At 58.4% G+C, this 24,131-nt stretch carries 26 protein-coding genes; 14 read left to right on the forward strand and 12 right to left on the reverse strand.

What is annotated here, in order from left to right; all coding sequences use genetic code 11:
* Positions 1–11: 11 nt before the first annotated feature.
* The 3 genes from ACR0IP_RS09470 to ACR0IP_RS09480 all read left to right on the forward strand — a co-directional run bounded on the left by ACR0IP_RS09470 (position 12) and on the right by ACR0IP_RS09480 (position 3,350).
* A complete protein-coding gene (locus ACR0IP_RS09470) occupies positions 12–746 on the forward strand; it encodes a glutamine amidotransferase (protein ID WP_480525207.1) in 735 nt (244 codons plus the stop codon).
* A 73-nt stretch (positions 747–819) separates the two neighbouring features.
* Positions 820–1,677: a bile acid:sodium symporter family protein gene (locus tag ACR0IP_RS09475; protein ID WP_480525209.1), complete on the forward strand. Its 858-nt coding sequence runs from the start codon at positions 820–822 to the stop codon at positions 1,675–1,677.
* Positions 1,678–1,688: 11 nt separating this feature from the next.
* Positions 1,689–3,350, forward strand: coding sequence for an FAD-binding dehydrogenase (locus ACR0IP_RS09480; protein ID WP_480525211.1), 1,662 nt, complete (start codon positions 1,689–1,691; stop codon positions 3,348–3,350).
* Between the two features lie 4 nt (positions 3,351–3,354).
* Here ACR0IP_RS09480 and ACR0IP_RS09485 read toward each other — a convergent pair whose 3' ends face one another.
* The 3 genes from ACR0IP_RS09485 to ACR0IP_RS09495 all read right to left on the reverse strand — a co-directional run bounded on the left by ACR0IP_RS09485 (position 3,355) and on the right by ACR0IP_RS09495 (position 6,855).
* Positions 3,355–4,089, reverse strand: a complete 735-nt coding sequence (locus ACR0IP_RS09485) for a YbaY family lipoprotein (RefSeq protein WP_480525213.1) — start codon at positions 4,087–4,089, stop codon at positions 3,355–3,357.
* Between the two features lie 97 nt (positions 4,090–4,186).
* Positions 4,187–5,965 carry an SLC13 family permease gene (locus ACR0IP_RS09490; RefSeq protein ID WP_170660019.1) on the reverse strand — a complete coding sequence of 593 codons (1,779 nt, stop codon included), beginning with the start codon at positions 5,963–5,965 and terminating at the stop codon, positions 4,187–4,189.
* Positions 5,966–6,042: 77 nt separating this feature from the next.
* On the reverse strand, positions 6,043–6,855 hold the full coding sequence (locus ACR0IP_RS09495) for a TIGR00282 family metallophosphoesterase (RefSeq protein WP_170471827.1): 813 nt from the start codon (positions 6,853–6,855) through the stop codon (positions 6,043–6,045).
* An 89-nt stretch (positions 6,856–6,944) separates the two neighbouring features.
* Here ACR0IP_RS09495 and ACR0IP_RS09500 point away from each other — a divergent pair, with 89 nt between their 5' ends.
* Positions 6,945–7,178 (forward strand): putative hemolysin, encoded by a 234-nt coding sequence (locus tag ACR0IP_RS09500; protein ID WP_170377990.1) that lies wholly within the window; start codon positions 6,945–6,947, stop codon positions 7,176–7,178.
* A gap of 10 nt (positions 7,179–7,188) precedes the next feature.
* Here ACR0IP_RS09500 and ACR0IP_RS09505 read toward each other — a convergent pair whose 3' ends face one another.
* On the reverse strand, positions 7,189–7,746 hold the full coding sequence (locus tag ACR0IP_RS09505) for a 5-formyltetrahydrofolate cyclo-ligase (RefSeq protein ID WP_170377987.1): 558 nt from the start codon (positions 7,744–7,746) through the stop codon (positions 7,189–7,191).
* Positions 7,743–9,134, reverse strand: coding sequence for a magnesium transporter (gene mgtE, locus ACR0IP_RS09510; RefSeq protein WP_480525215.1), 1,392 nt, complete (start codon positions 9,132–9,134; stop codon positions 7,743–7,745). Before mgtE ends, ACR0IP_RS09505 begins: the two co-directional genes overlap by 4 nt.
* 143 nt (positions 9,135–9,277) lie before the next feature.
* On the opposite strand from mgtE, the gene guaD reads away from it, so the two are divergent.
* Positions 9,278–10,567: a guanine deaminase gene (guaD, locus tag ACR0IP_RS09515; RefSeq protein WP_480525217.1), complete on the forward strand. Its 1,290-nt coding sequence runs from the start codon at positions 9,278–9,280 to the stop codon at positions 10,565–10,567.
* A 61-nt stretch (positions 10,568–10,628) separates the two neighbouring features.
* On the opposite strand, the gene ACR0IP_RS09520 is transcribed toward guaD, so the two are convergent.
* From ACR0IP_RS09520 to ACR0IP_RS09530, 3 genes are all read right to left on the reverse strand, one after another.
* Positions 10,629–11,966: an 8-oxoguanine deaminase gene (locus tag ACR0IP_RS09520; RefSeq protein WP_480525219.1), complete on the reverse strand. Its 1,338-nt coding sequence runs from the start codon at positions 11,964–11,966 to the stop codon at positions 10,629–10,631.
* A gap of 114 nt (positions 11,967–12,080) precedes the next feature.
* On the reverse strand, positions 12,081–12,872 hold the full coding sequence (gene hisN / locus ACR0IP_RS09525; RefSeq protein ID WP_480525221.1) for a histidinol-phosphatase: 792 nt from the start codon (positions 12,870–12,872) through the stop codon (positions 12,081–12,083).
* A 45-nt stretch (positions 12,873–12,917) separates the two neighbouring features.
* Positions 12,918–13,289 carry a helix-turn-helix domain-containing protein gene (locus ACR0IP_RS09530; protein WP_170377978.1) on the reverse strand — a complete coding sequence of 124 codons (372 nt, stop codon included), beginning with the start codon at positions 13,287–13,289 and terminating at the stop codon, positions 12,918–12,920.
* Between the two features lie 326 nt (positions 13,290–13,615).
* On the opposite strand from ACR0IP_RS09530, the gene ACR0IP_RS09535 reads away from it, so the two are divergent.
* The gene (locus tag ACR0IP_RS09535; RefSeq protein ID WP_480525223.1) at positions 13,616–14,572 is read left to right on the forward strand and encodes an NADPH:quinone oxidoreductase family protein; all 957 of its coding nucleotides are present in this window, start codon (positions 13,616–13,618) and stop codon (positions 14,570–14,572) included.
* Here ACR0IP_RS09535 and ACR0IP_RS09540 read toward each other — a convergent pair.
* A complete protein-coding gene (locus ACR0IP_RS09540) occupies positions 14,569–15,450 on the reverse strand; it encodes a LysR family transcriptional regulator (protein WP_480525225.1) in 882 nt (293 codons plus the stop codon). The two genes, ACR0IP_RS09535 and ACR0IP_RS09540, sit on opposite strands and share 4 nt — an antisense overlap.
* Positions 15,451–15,573: 123 nt before the next feature.
* Between ACR0IP_RS09540 and ACR0IP_RS09545 the strand changes: the two genes are divergently transcribed.
* Together ACR0IP_RS09545 and ACR0IP_RS09550 are read left to right on the forward strand one after the other, a co-directional pair.
* Positions 15,574–15,789, forward strand: a complete 216-nt coding sequence (locus ACR0IP_RS09545) for a DUF1127 domain-containing protein (RefSeq protein ID WP_480525227.1) — start codon at positions 15,574–15,576, stop codon at positions 15,787–15,789.
* A 178-nt stretch (positions 15,790–15,967) separates the two neighbouring features.
* Positions 15,968–16,744, forward strand: coding sequence for a Bax inhibitor-1/YccA family protein (locus ACR0IP_RS09550; RefSeq protein WP_170377970.1), 777 nt, complete (start codon positions 15,968–15,970; stop codon positions 16,742–16,744).
* Between the two features lie 113 nt (positions 16,745–16,857).
* Here ACR0IP_RS09550 and ACR0IP_RS09555 read toward each other — a convergent pair whose 3' ends face one another.
* On the reverse strand, positions 16,858–17,037 hold the full coding sequence (locus ACR0IP_RS09555) for a CTP synthetase (protein WP_170377967.1): 180 nt from the start codon (positions 17,035–17,037) through the stop codon (positions 16,858–16,860).
* Positions 17,038–17,445: 408 nt separating this feature from the next.
* Here ACR0IP_RS09555 and ACR0IP_RS09560 point away from each other — a divergent pair, with 408 nt between their 5' ends.
* Together ACR0IP_RS09560 and ACR0IP_RS09565 are read left to right on the forward strand one after the other, a co-directional pair.
* A complete protein-coding gene (locus ACR0IP_RS09560) occupies positions 17,446–17,616 on the forward strand; it encodes a hypothetical protein (protein ID WP_480525230.1) in 171 nt (56 codons plus the stop codon).
* Positions 17,617–17,670: 54 nt separating this feature from the next.
* Positions 17,671–18,387, forward strand: coding sequence for a DUF2806 domain-containing protein (locus ACR0IP_RS09565; protein ID WP_480525483.1), 717 nt, complete (start codon positions 17,671–17,673; stop codon positions 18,385–18,387).
* Between the two features lie 139 nt (positions 18,388–18,526).
* Here the strand turns inward: ACR0IP_RS09565 and lepA are convergent, their stop codons facing one another.
* Positions 18,527–20,326 carry a translation elongation factor 4 gene (gene lepA / locus ACR0IP_RS09570; protein ID WP_170397199.1) on the reverse strand — a complete coding sequence of 600 codons (1,800 nt, stop codon included), beginning with the start codon at positions 20,324–20,326 and terminating at the stop codon, positions 18,527–18,529.
* Positions 20,327–20,488: 162 nt separating this feature from the next.
* On the opposite strand from lepA, the gene ACR0IP_RS09575 reads away from it, so the two are divergent.
* From ACR0IP_RS09575 to ACR0IP_RS09585, 3 genes are all read left to right on the forward strand, one after another.
* Positions 20,489–21,589: a Hint domain-containing protein gene (locus ACR0IP_RS09575; protein ID WP_480525232.1), complete on the forward strand. Its 1,101-nt coding sequence runs from the start codon at positions 20,489–20,491 to the stop codon at positions 21,587–21,589.
* A gap of 2 nt (positions 21,590–21,591) precedes the next feature.
* Positions 21,592–21,900 carry a hypothetical protein gene (locus tag ACR0IP_RS09580; protein ID WP_170554568.1) on the forward strand — a complete coding sequence of 103 codons (309 nt, stop codon included), beginning with the start codon at positions 21,592–21,594 and terminating at the stop codon, positions 21,898–21,900.
* 66 nt (positions 21,901–21,966) lie between these two features.
* A complete protein-coding gene (locus ACR0IP_RS09585; protein ID WP_480525234.1) occupies positions 21,967–22,920 on the forward strand; it encodes a LysR family transcriptional regulator in 954 nt (317 codons plus the stop codon).
* On the opposite strand, the gene ACR0IP_RS09590 is transcribed toward ACR0IP_RS09585, so the two are convergent.
* On the reverse strand, positions 22,917–23,360 hold the full coding sequence (locus tag ACR0IP_RS09590; protein ID WP_480525235.1) for a low molecular weight protein-tyrosine-phosphatase: 444 nt from the start codon (positions 23,358–23,360) through the stop codon (positions 22,917–22,919). The genes ACR0IP_RS09585 and ACR0IP_RS09590 overlap by 4 nt on opposite strands.
* A 28-nt stretch (positions 23,361–23,388) precedes the next feature.
* Here ACR0IP_RS09590 and ACR0IP_RS09595 point away from each other — a divergent pair, with 28 nt between their 5' ends.
* Positions 23,389–24,081 (forward strand): NAD-dependent deacylase, encoded by a 693-nt coding sequence (locus ACR0IP_RS09595; RefSeq protein WP_480525485.1) that lies wholly within the window; start codon positions 23,389–23,391, stop codon positions 24,079–24,081.
* Positions 24,082–24,131: the final 50 nt, after the last annotated feature.

Here is a 24,131-nt window from a genome sequence, read left to right on the forward strand (position 1 = left end):
AAAGCCCCACTATGAAACGCTTCCTGATCCTACAATTGCGCCCTGAAGCTGATGCATCGGATGCCGAATATGCCTCGATCCTCGACAAAACCGGCCTGACGCCCGAGCAAACCCACCGCATCCGGCTGGATTGCGAAGACCTGCCCAAAGGCTTGAATGTCACCGACTACGCGGGTGTCATCGTCGGCGGAGGTCCGGGTTGCGTCAGCGACGATCCAGCAACGAAATCCGAGTTGGACACAAAGATCGAAAACGCGGTCATGGGGTTGATGCCGCAGATCACCGCGCAGGATCATCCCTTCATGGGTTGCTGCTACGGGTTAGGCGTTCTGGCCGCGCATTTGGGTGGCGACGTCAGCAAGGCCAAGTTCGGCGAACCGGTTGGCCCTTCGGCATGCCGTCTGACAGATGACGGCGCCGCTGATCCCTTGACTGCGGGCCTTTCGCCCAAGTTCGACGCCTTCGTTGGCCACAAGGAGGCCGTCCAGACCCTGCCGGATGGATGCGTGCATCTTGTCGCCTCAGACCCATGCCCGATTCAGATGATCCGCTGGGGGCAGAACGTCTATGCGACTCAGTTCCATCCGGAAGCTGACGCCAAAGACTTTGAGCAGCGCATCAACATCTACAAACACCACGGCTATTTCCCGCCCGAGGACGCCCAGCGCCTGATCGATATCTGCAACGCAGCAGACGTCACACAGCCGGGCGAAATCCTGCGCCGGTTCGTCGAACGCTATAGATGACCTAACGACGCGGTTGCCTGACGGTTTCCCCCTCGCTTAGTCTGCATTCAAACGACTTTGGGAGGAGTTGTTCTTGGATTTTCTAATCAATGTCGGCCTGCCTGTTTCGCTCGCCATCATCATGCTGTCTTTGGGTATCGGGCTTGAGATCGCCGATTTCCGGCGCGTCCTGACCCGCAAATACCCGTTTGCAATCGGTGCGCTATGTCAGGTTGTGCTGCTGCCAATCGCGGCGTTTGTGACCGTCAAACTGCTAGGTCTGCCGCCAGAGATTGCGGTCGGTTTCATGCTCCTCAGCTTTTGTCCGGGTGGTGTAACCAGCAACATCCTGACGAAATTTGCCAAGGGTGATGTGGCGCTTTCGGTCAGCCTGACAGCGGTGATCAGTATCCTGTCGATCCTGACTGTGCCGATCCTGGCCGCCTGGACCATCGCGCATTTCATCGGCGAGGACGCGCCCGACGTGTCGATCACCGGGCTGGCGATTGCTATGTTCCTGATCACGACCCTACCCGTCGCCATCGGCATCACAGTTCGCAGGTTTGCAACGGGGTTTGCAAACCGGATCGAGGGCGGGTTGTCCAAACTGGCTGGCGCTCTGTTCGTGCTGATCGTCATCGCCGCCGTGGCCGGGAACTGGCAGCTCTTTATTGAGAACCTTGGCATCATGGGCACCGGGCTGGTGTCTCTGAATATCGCGCTGCTTCTGATCGGTCTGGGTGTCTCGCGCGCCGCGAACCTGTCCTGGGCCGAGTGTAAAAGCATCTCGATTGACACCGGCATCCAGAACTCGACCCTCGGGCTGACCTTGGCGGCATTGATCACGGGAACCGAGACCGGGTTCAGCACTCTGGCTTTGCCCTCGGCGGTTTATGGCGTCACTATGTATGTCGTTGTGTTCCCCTTCCTCCTTTGGTTTCGCAAACGCTGAAAGGACCTGACATGGCCAATAACACGGCAGATGCGATCGTCGTCGGAGGCGGACTGGCCGGGCTGGCGGCTGCGGCCGAGCTGGGTGACCGGGGCAAGACGGTGATCGTTGTGGATCAGGAACCCGAGAGCTTCTTGGGCGGACAAGCGTTCTGGAGCCTCGGCGGCCTGTTCATGGTCGACACGCCCGAGCAGCGCCGGATGGGCATCAAAGACAGCCACGATCTTGCGCTACGCGACTGGATGGGCAGTGCGCAGTTTGATCGCGACGACGATCTGTGGCCCCGGAAATGGGCCGAGGCCTATGTCGAGTTCGCCGCAGGGGAAATGCGTCCTTGGCTGCATGACATGGGTCTGCGCTGGTTCCCGGTGGTCGGTTGGGCCGAGCGTGGAGGCTCCTATGCGAACGGGCATGGCAACTCGGTCCCGCGGTTTCACATCACTTGGGGCACCGGCCCCGGCGTGCTGGAACACTTCATCCGCCGCGTGAAGGAACATGTCAGCGCCGGGCTGATCCAGCTGAAGTTCCGCCATCAGGTCAGCCACATCATCATGCAAAACGGCTGCGCCAAAGGTGTCTCGGGCGAAGTTCTGGCCGAAGATACAGCCCAACGCGGTGCCAAAACCAACCGCGAAGAGCTGGGCGAGTTCGAATATTACGCTCCTTCGGTCATCGTCACCTCGGGCGGGATCGGAGGGAATTTTGAGATGGTCCGCAAAAACTGGCCTCGCGACCGTTTGGGCGAGCCTCCGCGAAACATGGTTGCAGGCGTTCCGTTTCACGTCGACGGGCGCATGATCCCGATCAGCGAAAAGGCGGGCGGCCATGTGATCAACGGCGACCGCATGTGGCACTACACGGAAGGCGTCCGAAACTGGGATCCGATCTGGCCCGCACACGGAATTCGCATCCTGCCCGGTCCAAGCTCAATGTGGTTCGATGCAAAAGGCAATCGCCTGCAACCGCCCTGCTTGCCGGGGTTCGACACGCTAGGGACGTTGCGCGAAATTCTGAAAACGGGTCACGAGTACAGCTGGTTCGTTCTGACCCAGAAGATCATCAAAAAGGAATTCGCCCTGTCTGGGTCGGAACAGAACCCCGATTTCACCTCGGGCAGTTGGAAAGAGGTGATCCGCCAGCGCATCCTGTCGGGCAGCAAAGCCACAGCCCCTGTTGAGGCTTTCAAGGAAAAGGGCGAGGATTTCATCGTCGCGAACACTCTGACTGAGTTGGTCAGCGGCATGAACCAGTTGGGCGGAGGTCTGATTGATGAGGCCCATCTGAGGGCGCAGATCGAGGCGCGAGACTCTCAGGTCGACAATCCGTTCTCAAAAGACGCTCAGATGATGGCGATTCTGGCGGCACGCAACTATCGCGGTGACAAGCTGATCCGGACGGCCAAGCCGCACAAGTTCCTCGATCCCTCAAACAGCCCGCTGATTGCGGTCAAGCTGCACGTGCTCACCCGCAAGACACTTGGCGGGCTGCAGACCAATCTGGACAGTCAGATGATTGGCGCGGATGGGCAAGTGGTGCCCGGCCTCTTTGCCGCCGGCGAGGTCGCCGGTTTCGGCGGCGGAGGCTATCATGGCTACAACGCGCTTGAAGGCACCTTCCTCGGCGGCTGCATCTTCTCAGGCCGCAACGCTGGGCGATCCCGCGCTGTGGCCTGATGCGTCACTGCTTGCGGACGAGTTTGATGACCGGCTCGCCCGCATCATCCAAAAGGGCCAATGCATCGCCCTGCACGGCGAAGGTGGTGACGCTCTGCATTGTTTTCAGGAAGGCGCGTTCGATCTCATCCAAGGGTGGTGGGCAAGCCATGAGGGTGGCCGCCATATTGTCGGGAAACTCGATCCGGTTGCCTGATATCTCGGCCTGACCGGTGAAACGGTTGCACCCGCCTGTGCCCGAGAACGCGCCGCCTTGACCAAAGATCAGCTCGGGCCGTCTCTCCGTTTCGATGGGCTCACCGTTTAGCGATGCAGCGATCCATTCTGAATTCTCCAGCATCGTCGCCCCCTGCGCCTGAACTTGCACGAGCATCAGATCGACGGAATTGCCCGCCTCATCAGAGATTACCGGATAGACCGTGTCCGTCGTGAACAACAGCCTTTGCCCTTGAGTAATCGTCGCCCTTACAGAATAGCGGTGCCCGTCCTTGATCAGGGCGTCGTCATAGTTCAGCTGAAACGAGGCCGGAACGGCAGACAGAGCGTAGCGTTGCGCCGCCAGCGTCACGGCTGGCGCATCGGCAAGCGAGACATCCTGAAGCTCAACAAACAGGGTTGCATCGGGCGGAACGGCGATCCTTTCGCGATAGCTGGCCGAGCCTTCGACTGTTCCGGCAAAGCCAGTGCTCGCCATCATTACGCAGGCGATCGCGGCCACTGCGGTTCCTTTTGCAGGCATGGTCCAATCCTCTTGTCATAAACACATTCATAAAGCTTTGTGTATCGGCCAAGATTTGCAAGAGGCACCGCAAAATGACGGCGGGTCAGTGCCGATCTTACAGAGGCCAGAACAGCGGAATGAGAAGCGATGCCAACAGCCCAACGGTCAGGTTCAGCGGAATACCCACCTTCATGAAATCCGTGAACCGATAGCCGCCGGGTCCATATACCATCATGTTTGTCTGATACCCGATCGGCGTCGCGAAAGAAGCCGAAGCCGCGACCATGACAGCAACCACAAGTGGACGCGGGTCCATCCCAACGGCTTGCGCCAGACCAATTGCAATCGGCGTGACAACCACGGCGACCGCGTTGTTTGAAACCAGCTCGGTCAGAACCGAGGTCAGCAGGTACACTGCCCAGATGATCAGGAACGGCGGCAAAACACTCAGCGACGGTGCAATCGCTTCGACAATCAGGGACACTGCGCCCGACGCGTCCAAGGCGGCCCCGATGGCCAGCATGGCAAAGATCAGCGCCAGCAGGCGACCCTCGACAAAGGAGAACGCCTCATCCGCGTCGATGCAGCGCGTCAGAAGAACGGCAGCAACCGCAAGGATTGACAGTAGCAGGATCGGCGCAACGCCCAGCGCCGCCAGAACCACGATCCCGACCAGAGAGCCAATCGCAATTGGCGCATGGCTTCGGCGGAAGGCCCGCGCCGAGGGTTGGGTGACATCGACCATGTCCATGTCGGCGGCCAGCTTCTGGATGTCAGCCGGAGACCCTTCGAGCAGCAGAGTATCCCCCACCCGCACGACAAGCTCATCGAGCTGCAAACCGATATTCTGGTTCCGCCGATGCACGGCCAGCACGTAGACACCATAACGACGGCGCAGACGCATGGTGCCCAGCGCTCGCCCCACCATCCGACAGCCCGGAGTGATCAGAACTTCGACCGTTTTGGTCTCGACGGCCGAAAGCTGATCAACCCGCTTGAGCTCCTTGTTGCTCTGCAGGCTCAGCAGCTCAGTCATTTCCGTGCGCAGAACCACCCGGTCGCCGACATTTAGTGTTACACCCTTGAGATTACGTCGCAAGGAATCGTCTCCGCGCAGAACGTCGATCAGGCGCACACCCGGGCGCTTGAATAGCTGTACGCCGGTGACCTCACGCCCAATCAGGTTACTTTCCGGGGGAATGACGGCCTCGGTAAAGAACTTCATCTTGGACCGGTCGCTCAGCATCGAGGCCATGCTGTCCCGCTCCGGCAAAAGGCGCGGCGCGATGAAGCGCAGGTAGACCATGCCATAGATCACCAGCACGATACCCAGCGGCGTGACTTCGAAAATCGTGAACGCTTGCATGCCCTGTGCCCGGGCCACACCGTCCACCAGCAAGTTGGTCGAGGTCCCGATCAGGGTCAGAGTACCGCCCAGAATGGCCGCATAGCTGAGCGGGATCAGCAGCTTAGAGGCAGGTACGTTCAGCGTGCGGGCGATCTGAACAAAAACCGGGATCATCACGACGACCACCGGCGTGTTCGACACCACCGCGGACGCCACCACCACAAACCCCATCAGCAAGGCAATCGCTATGCGCGGGTTTACTTGCGCCTGCTTTTGGGCCGTTGAGGTGAACGCATCCAGCGCTCCGGTCCGCACCAAGGCTCCCATGATGATGAACATCGCGGCAATCGTCCAAGGCGCGGGGTTCGACAGCACGGCCAGCGCGCTTTGATAGGGCAGAATGCCGGTCACTAGCATCAATGCGACGCCACCAATGGCCACGACCTCGGTCGGGTAGACCTCGCGCAGGAACATCACGAACATACCTGCGACCACCAAAAGCGCCAGTATCGCGCTGCCCGTGTCTGTCAGTGAGAGGAATTGCATTCGTGGTTTTCAGTCCGAACCCTAGGCCCAAGCGCCTGACTTTCAGTTTCCCGCATTGCGAGGATCAGGGCAAGCATTTACGGCCCGGCCTGCTCTAGTCGCCCGCCCACGCGGACCATGCGCACTGATTTTGCGCTGCCATCCTGATCATTGGTTTCGACAAACACCCCGCTGAGGGTTGCCTCACCATTGGCCGGGGAAAAGCGCGCCTTAGGCATACCGGTGATGAACCGGCGCATCGGTTCGACCTTGTCCATACCGATGACCGAGTCATAGTCGCCGCACATCCCCGCATCTGTCAGATAGGCCGTGCCGCCGGGCAGAATCTGCGAATCCGCCGTAGGAACGTGCGTATGCGTGCCCACAACAAGGCTCGCACGCTTGTCACAATAGTGGCCCATCGCCATTTTCTCGGATGTCGCCTCGCAATGCATATCCACGATGATAGCATTGGCCTGTCCGCCACGCGGGTGGGACTTCAGGATCGGCTCGATCGCCGAGAACGGATCATCAAAGGGTCGCTTCATGAAAACCTGGCCCAGAACCTGAACCACCAGAACCTTGCGCCCTCCGGGTGCGTTGAACAGGCGATGACCCCGCCCCGGCGCGCCTTTGGCAAAGTTCACCGGGCGCAAGATTCGCGACTCTTTCTCGATGTGTTGCAGCATGTCTTTCTGGTCGAAGGCATGATCGCCCAGCGTCACGCAATCCGCGCCCGCATCAAGCAGCAGTTTGGCATGATCCCCGGACAGCCCCATCCCGTTCGAGGCGTTTTCGCCATTGACCACAACAAAATCCAAACGCCATTCGTCGCGCAGACGCGGCAGATGCTGTTGGATGGCCGTGCGTCCCGCGCGGCCCATGACGTCACCCAGAAAAAGTATCCTCATCCCATTGGTCGTAAGTCTGGTCAACGCGAAGCACAAGTGGTTATGCTGCCGTAATAAACCGTCAAAGCCCTTTAGATCGGAGAAACTTGATGTCGCGTATCCTATTGTCTGCCCTTGGCCTCACTGCGCTAGCCGCTTGTGACCAGGCGGGAACGAGCGATTCCAACACGCAGATTGCCAACCCCGCAGCCACATTCTGCGTGGAAAGCGGTGGCAAATATGAAATCCGCGACGGTGCCGACGGGCAAACCGGCGTTTGCATATTGGCCAGCGGCCGCGAGGTAGACGCTTGGGAATACTTCCGTGAGAACCACTCGATCTAAGGACGGAGCCTTAGAACGTCATAACACGGCTTTCCGTGACAACCATATCCAACGGCTGATCGGTTGGCTCCAAAGGCAGCCCTTCGGCCTCTTGCGCATCGAAGGCAAAGCCGATCGCCAGGGTTGGGCGTTTGGCGCGTAGCCCTTCCAGGGTGCGGTCGTAGAACCCGCCGCCATAGCCCAGACGGCCGCCCTTGGCGTCAAAAGCCACCAACGGAACAATCAGGATTTCGGGGTCGAAGTAGTCGTCGACCTCGGGTACTTTTGCCCCGAAAGGCCCATCCTTCAAAGCGCCCTCAGGCGTCCAACGCGAGAATTTCAGCGGCTGCCCCGCGGCCTGAATCACCGGCACACCAACGGGACCGTAGGCTGTGGCCTCAGCCATTGCAGGCAGCGGGTCGATCTCTGTCCGGATTGGCATGTAGCCCGACATGGGCACGCCTCGGTGGCCTGCTAGTATCTCGGACAAACGGCCCGCAGCGCCCGGCAAAGAGGCATCAAACGCCGCTTTGCGACGGGCAAACGCGGCCTTGCGCGCCATCGCTTTGATTTCAGTCAGATCGGTCACAGAAGCACCACGCTGGCAAGTCCCAAGAAGATGAAGAAGCCCATGACATCCGTTGTGGTTGTCACAAACGTCCCCGATGCTAGCGCCGGGTCAATGCCCATTCGGTCCAGCAAGACCGGTACTACCGTACCTGCAAAACCTGCGATGATCATGTTCACGACCAAAGCAGACCCGATCACGACCCCAAGCAGCGGTGAATCGAACCAAAGCATCCCCACCGTTCCCAGAACGATCGCAAAGCACAGGCCGTTCAGCATGCCGACCAACAGCTCTCGCCGTATGACACGCATGACGTTCGAGGCGGTCAGGTCGCGCGTGGCCAACGCCCGCACCGCAACCGTCAGTGATTGTGTCCCCGCATTGCCACCCATCGAGGCGACAATCGGCATCAGTATCGCAAGCGCCACCAGCTGATCGATCGCGGCCTCGAATTGCGAAATCACCAGAGAGGCACAGATCGCCGTACACAGGTTCACCGCAAGCCACGGCAAACGCCGACGACTGGTCGCGGCGACACTGTCCGAAATCGAGCTTTCGTCGCTCACCCCCGCCAGACGCAGAATGTCTTCCTCGTGTTCTTCATCAAGCACCACCATGGCGTCGTCGATGGTGATGACACCGACCAACCGGCCATCCGCGTCGACCACTGGGGCCGAGATCAGGTGGTACTGGTTGAAAGCATAGGCCACGTCCTCTTCGTCCTGATCGACGGGGATGATGTGGAATTCCTCTTCTGCCAGGTCCTTCAGCGGCACTTCGCGCCGCGCGGCCATCAGCTTGCCCAAGGTGATCTGCGCGACAGGCTTCAGACGCGGATCAACAAGCACAACATGATAAAACTGTTCCGGCAGGTCATCATTGGCGCGCATGAAATCAATGGCCTGCCCCACCGTCCAATGCTCGGGGGCCATGACGACCTCACGCTGCATCAAACGACCAGCCGAGTTTTCGGGATACGAGAGCGCCTGCTCTGCCGCGACCCGCTCGGAATCCTCGAGCGCTTCCAGGATCGTCTCCTGTTGCGGCTCTTCCAGATCTTCCAGCAGGTCGACGACATCGTCGCTGTCCATGTCCCGCACGGCTTCGGCTAGAACGTCGGGTTTCAGGACACCGATAACCTCTTCACGGACGGCCTCGTCCAGCTCCGAAAGGATGTCGCCATCGAACTCTTTGTCATAGAGACGGATCAGGCGCGCACGGTCATAGGGATTGATCTGTTCCAGAAGGTCCGCGATATCGGCTGCGTGCAGCGGCTCCATCAACTCGACCAGCTTGTCGCGATCATCCACGTCAACGGCAAACAGGATCGCTGCAACGGTGCGGCGGTCCAGTGCGTAGACGTCTTCGTCAGCGGAGTCGGTTACGGGATCATCAATGCCTGTGGTCATGTGCTGCTCCCGTTCTTAGTCATGCCATTGGCCCCTAATTAGAAGAAGCAGCTACCGGAAAACAATGACAATGCGCCGATTTACCCTCATCTTTCGCGCGCATATGCTGATGAACGGGCTCAAACAGCTAAGGAACAAGGCGAATGGCGCAAAAGACGCTTTTGAAAGGGCGCGTTCTGAGTTTTGACGGCTCCCCTTTTGAGGGAGAGCCAACGGATTGCACCAAACTCGATGAAGCGGTCGTGATCGAGGATGGGCGTATTCAGGCCGTTGGTGTGCTGGATCGCTTGCGTGCCGCGTATCCGGATGCTGAGGTTACGGACTACGGCAAGCACCTGATCATGGCCGGGTTCGTTGACCCGCATGTGCATTTCCCTCAGACCGCAATGATCGCGAGCTGGGGAAAGCGGCTGATCGACTGGCTGAACACCTATACCTTCCCGGAAGAGATGAAATTCGGCGATATCGACTACGCCACCGAGATCGCCAACCGGTACCTCGACCTGACAACCGCACTTGGAACGACGACCATGTGCAGTTTCTGCACAATCCATCCAGAGAGCGTTGACGCCTTTTTTTCGGCAGCCCAACAGCGCGGCCAAAGGGTTGTTGCAGGCAAGACCTGCATGGACCGCAACGCGCCAGAAGGGCTGCAGGATACGGCGCAAACGGCCTATGATCAGTCTCAGGCTCTGCTGGAGAAATGGCACCGCGTGGATCGTCTGTCTTATGCGATCACGCCGCGGTTCTCGCCCACCTCCACGCCCGAACAGCTTGAGGCTTTGGGCGCGCTTTGGGCGGAGCATCCGCATTGTCTGATGCAAACCCATCTGAGCGAGCAAACCGATGAGATCGAGTGGGTCCGGTCTCTGTTCCCGGACGCACGCGACTATCTGGATACTTATGAAAAGTTCGGCCTGCTGGGACAGAATGGCCTCTATGGTCATGTCATCCATTTGGAAGATCGTGAGCGGGATCGGCTGCGCGAGGTGGACGCCGGCTTGGTGCATTGCCCGACCTCGAACACCTTCATCGGGTCGGGCCTGTTCGACATGAATGGGTTGATCCGAGATGGCCACCGCGTTGGTCTGGCCACCGATACCGGCGGAGGGTCCAGTTTTTCGATGCTGCGGACCATGGCCGCGGCTTATGAGATCGGCCAGCTGCGCGGCCGCCCCCTGCATCCGGCGCAATTGCTGTGGCTGGGTACAGTCGGGTCGGCGCGAACGCTGCGGATGGACGACTGCATCGGGAATGTTGCCCCGGGGATGGAGGCCGATTTGGTGGTGATCGACCTCGCCTCGACCCCGGCTATCGCCCAGCGTGAGGCCCATGCGGAGGATCTGTGGGAGGCCGTGTTCCCCACAATCATGATGGGAGACGACCGCGCTATTGCCGATGTTTGGATCGGAGGGGCGCAGGTCGCCCCTTGAATGCGAATTCAGCACATGCCTCCGGCCGGGATATTTTTTAACTAGATGAATGGCGATCCCGCTATTGGGCAAGCGCGCGGGCCAGACGGTTTTGGGTCTCGATGACGCGCGGCAGGTCAATCGTCGTGATCTGTCCGCCGCGCACGATCTGGCGGCCTTCGACGAACAGATGTTTGACCTGCATTGGCCCCGCCAGAAGCAAGGCCGCCGGGTCCCAGCTGCCTGCGCTTTCGAGGCTTGTGCGGGTATCCCAGACGGCAATATCGGCCCGTTTACCCGGCATCAGCCGCCCGCAATCTGGCCGTCCAAGCACGTCGGCGCCACCCCGTGTCGCGATCTCAAGCGCTTCGCGGGCGGACATGGCGTCTGCGCCATTCACCACGCGTTGCAGCAACATAGCTTGCCGCGCCTCAAGCATCAGGTTCCCGTTGTCATTGCTGGCCGACCCGTCCGCGCCCAGCCCCACCTTCACGCCCTGATCCCTCATGGTTCTTACTGGCGCTATGCCAGACCCGAGGCGACAGTTCGAGCAGGGGCAATGGGCCACTCCGGTTCCCGTCCTTGCGAACAGGTCGATCTCGACCCCATCCAGTTTCACGCAATGGGCATGCCAGACATCTGCTCCGGTCCAGCCCAGCTCCTCGGCATATTGACCGGGACGACAGCCGAATTGAGCTTCGGAATAGGCGATATCTTCGTCATTCTCGGCCAGATGGGTATGCAGCATCACCCCCTTGTCGCGCGCCAGCAGTGCTGCGTCTCGCATCAGGTCGCGGCTGACGGAAAAGGGCGAACACGGTGCAAGGCCTACCCGACACATGGACCCCTCCGAAGGATCGTGAAACGCATCCACCACGCGGATCATGTCGTTGAGAATGTCCTGTTCACGCTCGACAAGACTGTCGGGCGGCAGGCCGCCGTCGCTTTCACCGATACTCATCGCCCCGCGCGTGGGATGAAAGCGCATCCCCAATTCCGAGGCGGCTGCAATCGTATCTTCGAGCCGCGCTCCGTTCGGGTAAAGGTACAGGTGATCGGAACTGAGCGTGCACCCCGACAGAGCCAGTTCCGCCAGTCCAATCTGCGCCGAAGTGAACATCTCATCCGGTCCGAACCGCGCCCAGATCGGGTAGAGCGTCTGCAGCCAGCCGAAAAGCAAGGCGTCCTGCCCGCCCGGAACCGCCCGTGTAAGCGTTTGGTAAAGGTGGTGATGCGTATTCACCAACCCAGGTGTGATGACGCAGCCCGAGGCATCGTGGACCTCTCCGGTTGTTGTCAGACCCTGGCCGATTTCGGCGATCTGGCCGCCTCGGATCAGGATATCTGCGCCGTGCAGCTCTTGGCTATCATCATCCATTGTCAGGATGGTGTCGGCGTTTTTGATCAGTATTTCGGGCATTTCACGCTCCTGCTTCTGCCCGTCTCAAGCAAGGAGTGCATCAGCCAGCGGAAAACGGGCGCAAGAACTGGCTCAGACCAGTCTACCCACGCGTGGCAATTGCGGCAATGGCATTCAATAGTTACGCAGGATTTCCAACGCCGCCGCGTGAATTTCAGCGTTGGCGGCTGCCAATGCCCTTCCGCCATTGTGGGCCGGGCCACCCTGCCAATCGGTGACGATACCGCCTGCGGCTTCAATCACTGCAATCGGCGCCTGAATGTCATAGGCGTTCAACCCGGCCTCGATCACCAGATCTGCCTGACCGGCAGAAAGCAGGGCGTAGGCATAGCAATCCATGCCATAGCGGGTCAGTTGAACCAACTCAGCGACGGCCTGAAAACCTGCACGATCCTCTGACGTGCCAACCTCAGGGAAGGTCGTGAACAGGGTTGCCTGCTCTAACACCTGTGTGCCGCGCGTTTTCAACGGAGTTGTGCCCAAAGGCCCAGTCAGTTGAGCGATGCCTGATCCGCCAACAAAACGCTCACCGATATAGGGCTGATCCACAACGCCCATGATCGGACCATTTTGAGTGGACAGAGCGATCAGCACGCCCCAGGTCGGTGTACCGCTGACGAACCCTCGGGTGCCGTCGATCGGATCAAGCACCCAGGTCCGACCCGAAGACCCCTCAACCTGCCCGAATTCTTCACCAAGAATGCCATCTTCTGGCCGACGCTGCGCCAGAACCGCCCGCATGGCTTGTTCCGCCGCGCGGTCAGCGACAGTAACGGGGTCGTAACCGCCAGCCAGCTTGTTGTCAGTTTCGAGATTGGTCTGTCTGAAATACGGAAGGATGGCTGCGCGCGCGGCGTCAGCCATTTCTTCGGCAACTTCAAGGTCGGTTAGTTCGGTCTGGCTCATGCAGAACAGGTGCTGCGAACACAGGCCGGTGTCAAGCCGTGGTGATCAGGCAACGTCGCTGAGAACGCGTGCCAGTTCAAACAGGCGGCGACGCTGGTTTTCCGGAATCGCGTAGTAAGAGCGCACCAGATCCAGAGCTTCCTTGTCACCCATCAGGTCAGCAGGAAGCGCGCTCTTGTCGGATTTCTCTTTTTGGCCTTCTTCAAGACCTTCAAAGAAAAAGCTGACCGGTACGTCCAGCGCATCGGCAATGTCCCACAGACGGGAGGCACTGATTCGGTTCGCCCCGGTTTCATATTTCTGGATTTGCTGAAACTTGATACCAACTTGTTGCGCCAACTGCTGTTGGGTCATGCCAATCAGCCAGCGGCGATGTCGGACACGCTTGCCCACATGGACATCGACGTGATGAGTCATTGGTATTCTCCTCTACTACACACACATCTGTTGCGGGACTTCGCGCCGTTCACATAAACAGAGGTTAGAGAAGTCCCCATAAGCATCCCCCAACCAGACATGTGCGATCCCCCGATACAGCACTGCCGTCCAATATTGCCGCTTTTGACTTTTTTTTCAAGTTGGTTGAATTGGAATCTCTGTACATTGGTTTATGGTTGTGCGTGTCTGGGATTTTGGCGGCTTTTTCTAACCAAACCGTCTTCGTTAGCGCGCACAATCAGCTGAACGCATTGACAATTTCGCTCTTACTGCGACCTATTCCCTGAAAACTGAGATGGACCAACATGCTTGCATATCGCATTGAATCCAAAGGCGCTGACGCGCGAATTGTCGAAGTACCCATGCCGACACCTGCCGAGGGACAGGTCAGAATCGCCATCAAAGCGTGCGGCCTGAACTTCGCCGATTTGCTGATGCAGAAGGGCACATATCAGGATACGCCTAACCCTCCGTTCACTTTAGGCATCGAAGTCGCCGGCGTCGTCGAAGAATTGGGGCCAGCAGTCTCTGACTTGAACGTTGGTGACCGTGTCGCCGTGTACTCGGGCCAGGACGGGTTGGCCGAGTACGGTGTGTTTGACGCGGATCGGGCCATCCCCATCCCAGAAGAAACTACTTTTGAAGAGGCTGCCGCCATTCAGATCGCCTACGGGACCAGCCATCTAGCATTGGACCATCGCGCCCGGTTGCAGCCAGGTGAAACCCTGCTCGTGACCGGAGCCGCCGGTGGCGTCGGACTGACCGCGGTGGAAATCGGCAAACTGATGGGCGCGACCGTGATCGCCCAAGCGCGCGGTGCGAATAAGCTGGCGGTTGCACAGGCCGCCGGGGCGGATCACCTGATCGACGACTCGGAAGACCTGCGCGCCCGTGTCAAAGAGTTGGGAGGCGCCGATGTCGTCTATGACGCGATTGGCGGCGACGTGTTCAAAGCCGCCTTCCGCGCCACCAACCCCGAAGGTCGTCTGCTGCCAATCGGCTTTGCTGGTGGCGAAGTCCCTCAAATCCCGGCCAACCACCTGTTGGTCAAGAACCTGACGGTAATCGGCTTCTATATCGGCGGCTACCTCAGGTTCCGCCCCGATATCGTGCGCAACAGTTTTCAGACGTTGTTCCAATGGCATGCCGAAGGGAAGATCACCCCTCATATCAGCCATACCCTTCCGTTGAACGAAGTCGAACACGGCCTGCGCCTGTTAAAAGAGCGCAAATCCACCGGCAAAATCGTGATTACGCCTTAGCCCGCCACCGCCCGAAGGGGCGTGCCGCCTAGCATGCGGAAATTCTGTCGCACCAGTTGCGCCAACGCTTCGATGATTGCATCGCGCCCCGGCTCTCCTCCGTAGAGGTTGATCATATGCGCTGGCAGCTCGGGCAAAACACCACCCGAGTCGATCTGTTCAAGGTGTGCAGCCTCGGTGCCATCTAGCATTGCGTGAATCGCAAGATCAGCGCTGACGGTCGCTTCGATGGTGCGGTCATTCTCGGTTTCGACGGAAAGCTCCCACGGGATACCTGCGGCATCCAGCGCTGCGATAACCTGCGGGCGGAACATACAGCGCCGCCCCAGCGCAATCGGCAACGGATTCTTGCGCCAGGCCGAGCCACCGGGCGCCCCGATCCAGCGCAGTGGCAGCTCGGCTATGGTTTCAGAACCATCGGATGAGGAAGGCTCGGTCGTCAGGATCAGGTCACATTCCCCGCGCTTGAACATATCCTTAAGCTGCAGCGAATAGGACGAGATCAACTGCACCCGCACACGCGGGAAATCGGCGTTGAACCGCTGAAGAACACGCGGGATCGCCGGGTAGACAATGTCATGAGGGACACCCAGAACCACCTCGCCCTCAAAGGCCTGATCCGTGAGTTTCGAGATCACCTCATCATTCAAAGCAATCATCCGACGGGCATAGGCAAGCAACTGCTCGCCCGAGGCGGTCAGCGCGATGGTCCGACCACTTCTGTCCAGAAGCTCTAGGTCCAAAAGCTCTTCCAGGCGTTTCAGCTGCATGGAGACGGCTGATTGCGTCAGATGCAGAAACCCTGCCGCCCGCGTGACGCCTCCCTGATCGGCCACAGCCACAAAGGATCGCAATGTGGTGATGTCCAGATTTCTCATGTTCACGAATCCTTATGCATCCAATCAAAAATATTCGTTTTTAAAATGTGCCCTAACTCGCCATATAAATCAAGGAAGTTGATGAGACCAATTCAAACCATCTGAAAAACGAAAGGATAGACCATGAACTCGATCGCCCTGAACCGACCCTGCCCTCAACACAAACAATCCCTGTTTGCGCGTATACGGTCCGTCCTGTCCGTACGACGTCAACGTCAACAACTGGCTCGGCTGGATGCCAGTGCCCTGAACGACATCGGCATCACCCGTGCCCAGGCCAACGCTGAGGCCCGCCGCCCGATCTGGGATGCCCCGCAGTTCTGGAAAAGCTGCCTTTAATACTCATGTTTTTTCAGCGATAGGCGATCTGCGGCAGCAGGTCGCCGTTTTTGTTGCGTATTTTAGGCGGAAATACTGCAGAAACTCTTGAAACACAGCCTGCAGTTGCCGATATTCAGCAGGAAAGTGGCCAATACTTACGGGCCGCACGCAGATACGTTTAGGGAGACCTTTGTAAATGGCACAATTCGATACGATTCGGACGGCCGCAGGCGCACGCGCCGCCGAGATTGATGAGGGCCTTCGCGCCCATATGAACAAAGTCTACGGCACGATGTCCGTGGGCATGTTCATCACCTTCCTCGCAGCCTGGGCGATCTCGGGTCTGTCGATCACCACCGATCCGTCGGCAGCCGTGGCGCAACTGAACGCGAACACTTACCTGACCGCGCTAGGTCATTCGATCTATGTCTCGCCGCTGAAATGGGTGATCATGTTCGCACCCCTGGCCTTTGTGTTCGGCTTCAGCGCCATGATCAACCGCATGTCGGCTGCGGCTGCACAGCTGGTGTTCTACTCGTTCGCCGCCGTGATGGGCCTGTCGATCAGCTGGATTTTCATCGCCTTCACCGGTCAGTCGATCATTCAGGTCTTCCTGATCACCTCGATCGCCTTCGCGGGACTGTCGCTTTACGGCTACACGACCAAGAAAGACCTGTCGGGCATGGGCACCTTCCTGATCATGGGCGTTATCGGCCTGATCGTCGCGATGGTGGTCAACATCTTCCTGGCCTCGTCGGCAATGGCCTTCGCGATCTCGGTCATCGGCGTTCTGATCTTCGCCGGCCTGACCGCCTATGACACGCAGCAGATCAAGAACACCTATCTGCAGATGGCACATGCCGGTGATCAGGAGTGGCTGGGCAAAGCCGCCATCATGGGCGCGCTGAGCCTGTACCTGGACTTCATCAACATGTTCATGTTCCTGCTGCAGCTGCTGGGGAACCGAGAGTAAACCACTCCCCCACCGCAGAAACCATTCAAACCTGCCAGGACCCGATCTTGGCAGGTTTTTTGTTTCCGGATTATGCGCGACGGCCTCTGCAGCTCGCAGGCAATAGCCAAGCGTCACCCCTCCAGCTTGCGCGCCACCAGATACGAGGCCGGAAAGGCCGCCACAAACCCCACCGCCGCCGCCAGCACGATTGGGAGGACTGCGGTGTATCCCATCACCAGAACAGCAATAACCGCTGTGCCTGCGAGGGTCGAGCCTAGGAAGATATGAACGATCAACATCAGGGGGAGCATTGCGACCTCATTCAGATATTCAACTGTGCGCAATCACTAGCGCGTTGATCGAATTCGGTCCTTGATCTGGGTCAGAGGTTTGGGGGTTACAAATCACTCGCAACGGTCGGTGGGTATCTGTTCGAGGAAACGTGCGGAGCGGTTGAATGGAGGAGGGAAGAGCCGCGAACGACCCGAGGGGATGAGCGGCTCGTCCAGTGTACGAACTTAACCGCAAACGCGCGGAGCCCCGGGGTGCAAACGCGTTTGCGACGGTTGATCAGCAGAGCAGAGGGCAGCGCCACCCCATGGCGGCGGGTCGGCGCGGCCCGGCGGTGCCGCCGGGCGAGTGGATGACGTGTTGTGGGGTTGCAGACATCAAGTCTCAGACATAGACTTCCCTGAAATTGTGAAACAAGACGTTGAAAAATGAGCGAAAACAACCTGATTATCCTTGGCGAACTATCCAAGCCAGCTGAGATATTAGTGGAAAGGTTTTGCGACGGAGTAGGTGGTGTTTTTAAACCTTGGCAGATTAGAAGGGTTGCCAAGGCAGAAGCAGATGCTGAGGTAACAAAGGCAAAAGGAGAGCTCGAATAACACAAGCTGAGCCAGACATCGGAACTGGCGCGAACTGAAATAGGTCAAAGAGCGATTTCAAGGCTGGTGGATCAAGAGATTCGAAATCAAATAAACATGGAGTCAATTCTTAGCATCGCAATTGAGGCGGTTGGGGAGAAATCCAATCCAGGAAATATCTCAAACCAGTTTGTCTCCAAGGTGTTCGACAATTGCAAATCAGTCGAAGAAGAAGAACTCCAGGAATTGTGGGGTAAGCTAATTGCCAGCGAAGCGAACACTCCAAAGTCTATCTCGCAACAGACAATTGAAATCCTCTCTAGCTTAGACTCCGAAGATGCTAAGTTATTCAATAGCTACTTAAGTTATTGTTACGGCGTACCGGTACTGGACGGAACGGAAATCTACCCTTTCCTGACGCCCACAGTTAAAGCAATTGCTGAAGATAACAGTTTGAAATTTGAAGAACTGCAACACCTGTCGGCGCTTGGCCTAATAAACTTCAATACCGGTGGATACCACTTCACATTCGGTAGTGACCGAGAAGGTGACCATACTCTACGCATTTTAGGAGTAGAAGGGGAGCTCATGGTCGTTTTTCACGATGATGCGCCGCGTCGAATTGAAGTAGGTCCATCCCTTCTAACCCGTGCAGGCAAACAATTGGCTCGAACGGCTAGACCCGACGTCGTAGAGGGCGTTTTTGAAGCACTCTCATCTGATCTTATGGCAGACAAACGGTCTCTAATTTCTCCGTGGCCACGTGTTCAGTATCAAGATGCGCGGGACTAAGTGTCTTTTAGATCCGCTTTCGCCCACCCGCCTTAAAAAATGGCCAGCTTCTAGCTGTCCACCAGCTCTATAACTGCCACCGGGTGCCGCACGCGTTTGGCTTTACCAAACGCGGTCGCGCACTCGCACCAAAAATGGGCTAAGAGTCCATTTTTAGTGCGGAAATAAACGCCTCCTGCGGGATATCGACCTTCCCGAACTGACGCATCTTCTTTTTACCCGCCTTCTGCTTGTCCAGCAGTTTGCGTTTCCGCGTGGCGTCGCCTCCGTAGCACTTCGCGGTCACGTCCTTGCGCAGGGCCGAGAGGGTCTCGCGGGCGATGACCTTGCCTCCGATGGCGGCCTGGATCGGAATTTTGAACATGTGGCGCGGGATCAGGTCCTTGAGCTTTTCGCACATCGCCCGGCCCCGCATCTCGGCCCGGTCGCGGTGAACCATGGTCGACAGCGCGTCGACGGGTTCGTCATTCACCAGCACCGACATCTTGACCAGATTGTCCTCGGTATAGCCGGTCATCTGGTAGTCGAACGAGGCATAGCCCTTGGTCACCGATTTCAGGCGGTCGTAGAAGTCAAAGACGACCTCGTTTAGCGGCAGGTCATAGACGACCATGGCGCGGGTGCCCGCATAGGTCAGGTCCAGCTGGATGCCGCGGCGGTCCTGGCAGAGTTTCAGCACATCGCCGAGGTATTCGTCGGGCACAAGGATGGTCGCCTTGATGCGCGGCTCCTCGATATGGTCGACCTTGGACGGGTCGGGCATGTCGGCAGGGTTGTGCAGCTCGATCATCTCGCCGTCTTTCATGTAGACGTGATAGATCACCGAGGGCGCGGTGGTGATGAGCTCGATATCATATTCGCGTTCGATGCGGTCGCGGATGACCTCAAGGTGCAGAAGGCCAAGGAAGCCGCAACGGAAGCCAAAGCCAAGTGCCGCCGAGGTTTCCATTTCAAAGCTGAAGCTGGCGTCGTTCAGGGCCAGTTTGTCAATCGCGTCGCGCAAGTCTTCGAATTCGGAACTGTCGACGGGGAAGAGGCCACAGAACACCACCGGCTGCGCGGGTTTGAAGCCTGTCAGGGCCTCCTCGGTGCCGTTGCGGTCATTGGTGATGGTGTCTCCGACGCGCGTGTCACGGACCTGTTTGATCGAAGCGGTGAGAAAACCGATCTCACCGGGGCCGAGGCTGTCGACCATCTCCATCTCGGGCCGGAAGACGCCGACGCGGTCGACATGGTGCAGGGTGTTGTTCGACATGAACTTGACCCGCATCCCCTTTTTCAGCGTGCCGTCCATGATGCGGACCAGAACGATGACGCCGAGATAGGCGTCGTACCAGGAATCCACCAGCATCGCCTTGAGCGGCGCGTCGAGATTGCCCTGCGGTGCGGGCAGCTGCTGCACGATGGCCTCGAGCGTCTCATGGATGCCCTGCCCCGTCTTGGCGCTGACCTGAATGGCGTCGGTCGCGTCGATGCCGATCACATCCTCGATCTGTTCGGCCACGCGGTCACAATCGGACGCGGGCAGGTCGATCTTATTCAGCACCGGCACGATCTCATGATCGGCGTCGATGGCCTGATAGACATTCGCCAGCGTCTGCGCCTCGACCCCTTGGGTCGAGTCCACGACGAGCAGCGAGCCTTCAACCGCGCGCATGGAGCGGCTGACCTCATAGGCAAAGTCCACGTGGCCGGGGGTGTCGATCAGGTTCAGCACGTATGCCTCGCCATTGTCGGCGGTATAGTCGATGCGAACCGTGTTGGCCTTGATGGTGATGCCACGCTCGCGTTCGATATCCATGCTGTCGAGCAGCTGTTCCTTCATGTCGCGATCCTTGACCGTTCCGGTCTCTTGGATGAGCCGATCAGCAAGGGTGGATTTGCCATGGTCGATATGCGCGACGATGGAGAAATTGCGGATATGAGCGAGGTCTGTCATGGATTGGGATATGTCCGGAGTTTGTGGTCTCGTCAAGCGCTGAAGCGTTGCAAAAAAGGCCATCCTCGCAGCTTTCTGACCAGTAGCATTTACCGGATTCTAGCCAATGGGTAGAATGACTAAAGCGACTGATCCGAATAAGAACCAGAAAGCAGCTATCAGGTGGCCGATTATTCTATCTTCGTTTTGGGCGAAAGCCAGTTAACGGTTTCGGTCGCGCAAGGGCTGGACGGCCTCACCCAGGGCACCGGCATCCATCTGATTGGTGAAACAATTACGTTCGACACTCTAGCTGTTACAGAAGTCTTCATCACGGACGCAGGTTCAGACACGAGCTTTGCAGACAATGATGGCAATCAGCGCTTGGATGGCGACCAAACAATTGATGGGACCCTGTTTTCCAGTGGTACGCGGGTTGAGGCCGAATATGGCATTACCCTGACGGATGGAACCAATACCTACCAGGCTGTTGCCTTCAATGTGAATAACTCCTCCCCCGCCTTTGGTACAGTTGAAGGGATAGCATTCATCGGCGGCCCGGGCGAGTTTCCTCCGTCAGGTATCCCACTGACCGTCGTCAGCACGCAAGAGGGTCCGAGCTTTGATTCCTCAGAATATGTGAGCCCCATCTGCTATTGCCGCGGAACACTCATAAAGACCCCAGAGGGTGATATCCCGATTGAGAAGCTTCAGGTGGGCGACTTGGTCTGGACAAAAGACGACGGGTACCTGCCGATCACCTGGGTCGGATCGCAAGATGTCATCGCGAGCGGCAGTTTTAGAGCTGTCGAAATCCCCCCCGGCCCATTGCAAAATCCAATTGCAATAAGCGTTTCACAGCAACATCGGCTACTGATCACGCATCCTGCGGCTGAGCTTATGTTTGGGGCGCCAGACGTATTTGTTCCTGCAATCAGCCTTGTTGATGTTGGCCTTGCCCAATTCTCCGATGCACGCGCCGTTTGCTATCATCACATCTTGCTTGATCGACATAGCATCCTAAAGGCTAACGGGATTGAGTCAGAAAGCATGTTTGTTGCGAAAGCACCTCGGGACGCAGAGCCAGACGCTTTGTTTTTTCAGAATATCACCCCCCCAACTGCCGGGCCGATGCAGATCGCGCGAATGCCACTAAGACGTCGTGAAGCCACGGTCTTGCTTTGTGAAGTCCTAAGTATTGATCCCAAGCCATGTTTGATTCATACTCTCGCGCAGATTGAGAGGGGCGCAAGATCCCTCCAAGCAGGCAAAAACGAGGCATGAGCATGAAACAGTTCCTCCTAATCGCATTTTGTGCGGCGTCGCTGACGGCCGTGGCTCCGGTTGTGGACGCATCGCAGATCAAGCGGGCGTGTTTGGCGTCGGATCGTCAGGCGGCGACGCGGGCACGGTGTTCTTGTATCCAACGCGTGGCAGATCAGGCGTTGACGCGCAGTGATCAGAAGACCGTCTCGAAATGGTTCACGGACCCCCATCAGGCGCAGCAATTGAAGATGTCTCAGACGGCGCGCGATGACGCGCTGTGGGATCGGTATCAGAACTTTGGCCAGATGGCGCAGGCGATCTGCAGCTAGGCCATTCTGAAACCTTGACCTGATGCCCGCTGCGCCCCAGAAAAGGCGCAGCGAAAGGTGTATATTATGGTGATGAAAGGGCTGACCCTGCGGGGCCTTGAGGTGTTTGAGGCGCTGGCCCGGACAGGATCAGTGGCGCAAGCGGCCGAGATCACGGGGCTCAGCCAGCCCTCGGTTTCTCAGCAATTGCGCAATCTGGAAAAGGCCATCGGCACCGATCTGGTGGACCACGGGCGCAGGCCGATGCGACTGACGCAGGCCGGGCGCAGTTTTCTGACACGCGCGCAGGCGGTTCTGTCCGAGCTGCAGATGGCCCAAAGCGAGCTGACCGTGATGGATCTTGGCCATCTCACGACGCTCTCGATCGGATTGATCGACGATTTCGACAACGACCTGACACCGCGGCTTGCGACCCTTTTGGCCGACAGCCTGACGCGCTCGAAATTCAAGCTGATCACCCTGCCCAGCCTTGACTTGTTTTCCGAGCTTGAAGCACAACGCCTGCACATGGCCGTCTCAGCCCATAGCGGCGAGGTGTTGGAGGGGGTCGTGGAGTACCCTCTGGTGCAGGACCCCTTCATTCTGGTCGCGCCGAGCAGCGTCGGCAATGGAACCGAGGCCGTCGAGAAACTGCCTTTCCTGCGATATGCGCGCGAGCAGCTGATCAGCCGTCAGATTGAAAGCCATATCGCCCGACAGCAAATCGAGTTCGAGGAGCGGTTCGAGATCGGCTCACACCTGGCCCTGATGGCGATGGTGGCGCGCGGCTTGGGCTGGGCGATCACCACTCCGCTGGGATATATGCGCGCGGCCCGATTCCACGAGGACCTGCAGGCCCATCCCTGCCCGCTTGGCGCGTTTTCACGAACGATATCTCTGTTCACCCGAACCGACTGGTCCGATCAGGTTCCGCAAGAGGTTTCGGGCATGATGCGACGGCTGATGCAAAGCCAGATGATCGATCCAGCCATTGCCAAGCTGCCCTGGCTCAGCGGGCAGTTGAAGGTGATGGACAGCTAGCCCTCAAGATGCGCGGCAAGCCCTTCGACGGCGGTCTCAATCAGGTCCAGCGCGCCGTCAAAGTCCCGCGTGTAGTACGGGTCAGGCACGTGATCAGCGCCGGTTTGAGGCGCGAAATCAGTCAATAGACGCACTTGGGTCTGATTACCGACCGGGCGCAGGGCCTCAATATTCGCGATGTTCTCGGCGTCCATTCCAACAATCAGGTCGAACCGCTCGAAATCCTCAACCACGAATTGCCGAGCCCGCAGATCGTCCAGCTTGATATCCCGCGCTTTTGCCGCGGATTGCATCGGGCCATAAGGCGGCTTGCCGATATGCCAACCTGCCGTCCCGGCGCTGTCGGTTTCATGGTGGGGCGCGCGAGCGCGAAAAGTGCCCTCGGCCGCAGGAGACCGACAGATATTGCCCAAGCAAACAAAGAGGATACGATGTGTCATGGGCCAATCTGTAACGCGTGAGGGGCATATGGAAAAGATCGTCATTCTGACCGGGGCAGGGATTTCCGCCGAAAGCGGCCTCAGCACCTTTCGCGATCAGGGCGGCCTGTGGGCGCAACACCGGATTGAGGATGTGGCAACGCCCGAAGGTTTCGCCCGCGACCCCGCCTTGGTTCAGGGGTTCTACAACGCCCGCCGCGTGCAGGCCGCCAAGGTGGAACCCAACGCGGCGCATAGGGCGCTGGCCCGGCTGCAACGGGACTTTCCAGGCGAGGTTGTGATCGTCACGCAGAATGTTGACGGGCTACACGAGGCCGGCGGCGCGCAGGACGTGATCCACATGCACGGGATACTGTCTGGCGCTCTCTGCGCATCCTGCGGCCACCGCTGGACAGCTCCGCCCGAGATGGAGGTGGAAGAGTCCTGTCCGGCCTGCAACGCCCCCACCGCACGCCCTGACGTGGTGTGGTTCGGGGAAATGCCCTATCATATGGAGGAGATATTCGATCACCTTGCCTCCGCCACGATCTTCGCTGCGATCGGCACATCAGGCCAAGTCTATCCAGCGGCAGCTTTTGTCCACGAAGCTCAAGCAATTGGAGCGCGAACAATCGAGATCAATCTTGAGCCGACCGGCGGAGGCTTCGACGACCATCTTCTGGGCAAAGCGTCCGAAACTGTGCCAAAATGGGTTGATCGCTTACTACAGATTCAAACCTAGTGCGAACGACAAAGCGGGACTATCCCGCTCTATTTCAACAAGGTTTTTCA

Source organism: Ruegeria sp. AL11, assembly GCF_056540865.1.